The sequence below is a fragment of the Micromonospora maritima genome (assembly GCF_902825405.1).
GTDB classification, from domain to species: Bacteria; Actinomycetota; Actinomycetes; order Mycobacteriales; family Micromonosporaceae; genus Micromonospora; species Micromonospora maritima.
Map to the genome: position 1 here is coordinate 1 of NZ_CADEAU010000774.1, position 1,781 is coordinate 1,781.

The following is a 1,781-nucleotide window of genomic DNA, read 5'->3' on the forward strand; positions in this document are numbered from 1 at the left end:
CTCTTTCCCTACACGACGCTCTTCCGATCTCTCGTCGGCGGCGCCCCGGGCGGCCTCGACCGCCTTGGCCACCTCGTCCGCCGTGGCCACCGGCGCCCGGGTCACCGGCGATCCGTCGGCCGGGTCGTGGACGACCAGTTCGCCGCCCTCGCCGCCGGCTCCCCACACCCCACCTATGAGCTGCGCAACCGTGTACATGCGGCCGTGGATGCCCCGGTCCGGGCGAGGCAAACGCGTTTCGCCCGGTGACCGGCCGGGTAGGCGGATCGGATGATTTCGACCGCCGACGCCGTCGTCATCGGGGCCGGGCACAACGGTCTGGTGGCCGCGAACCTGTTGGCCGACGCGGGCTGGGACGTCCTCGTGCTGGAGGCCACCGAGGCGCCCGGCGGGGCGGTCCGCTCGGCCCAGGTGACCGCACCGGGCTACCTGAGCGACCTCTACAGCTCGTTCTATCCGCTCGGTTACGCCTCCCCGGTGCTGGGCGGGCTGGAGCTGGAGTGCCACGGCCTGTCCTGGACCAACGCGCCGGACGTGCTGGCGCACCTGCTCCCGGACGGCCGGGCCGCGGTGGTCAACCGCGATCTGGACCGCACCGCCGCGTCGATGGAGACGTTCGCCCCGGGCGACGGCGAGCGCTGGCGGCACGCGTACGCGGACTGGTGCGAGGTGGCCGAGCCGATGCTGGACGCCATCACCAGCCCGTTCCCGCCGGTGCGCGGTGGCCTGGGCCTGCTGCGTCGACTCCGCGTGGCCGGCGCGCTGCGGCTGGCCCGGCGGCTGGTGCTCCCGGTGCGTAAGCTCGGCGCGGAACTCTTCGACGGTGCGGGCGGGCCGGCGCTGCTGGCGGGGTGCGCCCTGCACACCGACCTGTCCCCGGAAGAGGCCGGCTCCGGGGTGTACGGCTGGTTGCTCGCCATGCTCGGCCAGCAGGTCGGCTGGCCGGTGCCGGTGGGCGGTGCGCAGCGGATCACCGACGCGCTGGTGGCCCGGCTGGTCGAGCGGGGCGGCCGGATCGAGTACGGCGCCCGGGTCGAGCGGGTGCTCACCGCCCGGGGACGGGCGATGGGCGTGCGGACCGCCGGCGGCACCGACTGGCGTGCCCGTCGCGCCGTGCTGGCCGACGTCCCCGCCCCGGCGCTCTACCTGGACCTGGTAGGCGCCGCGGCACTGCCGCCCCGGCTGGTGGAGGATCTGGCGCACTTCCGGTGGGACGGTTCCACCCTGAAGGTCGACTGGGCGCTGTCGGCGCCGATGCCGTGGACGAACCGTGAGCTGGCCGGCGCCGGCACCGTGCACCTCGGCGCGGACCTGGACGGGCTCACCACGTACGCCGCCGCGCTGGCCCGCGGTGAGGTGCCGGCGGATCCGTTCCTGCTGGTGGGTCAGATGACGGTGGCCGATCCGAGCCACTCGCCGCCGGGCACCGAGTCGCTCTGGTCCTACACCCATCTGCCGTTCCGACGGAACTGGCGGGCCGAGGACGTCGCGGCGCACGTGGAGCGGATGGAGGAGGTGCTGGAGTCGGCCGCGCCGGGTTTCCGCGCGTCCGTCGTCGGGCGGCACGTGGCCGGTCCGGCCGACCTGGAGGCGGCCGAGCCGAGCCTGGTCGGCGGCGCGCTGGGCGGCGGCACCGCGGCGGCGTACCAGCAGCTCTTCCTGCGGCCGATCCCCGGCCTGGGCCGGGCGGACACCCCGGTGGACCGGCTCTACCTGGCCAGCGCCTCGGCGCACCCGGGCGGCGGCGTGCACGGCGCACCGGGGCCAGTTGTCGTCGTTCG

1 protein-coding gene is annotated in these 1,781 nt (G+C 75.5%); it reads left to right on the forward strand.

Annotated features, from left to right (window positions below):
* Nucleotides 1–270 precede the first annotated feature (270 nt).
* Nucleotides 271–1,781 (forward strand): phytoene desaturase family protein (locus tag HUW36_RS32165; protein WP_174531499.1); only part of this gene is annotated, 1,511 nt, incomplete at its 3' end.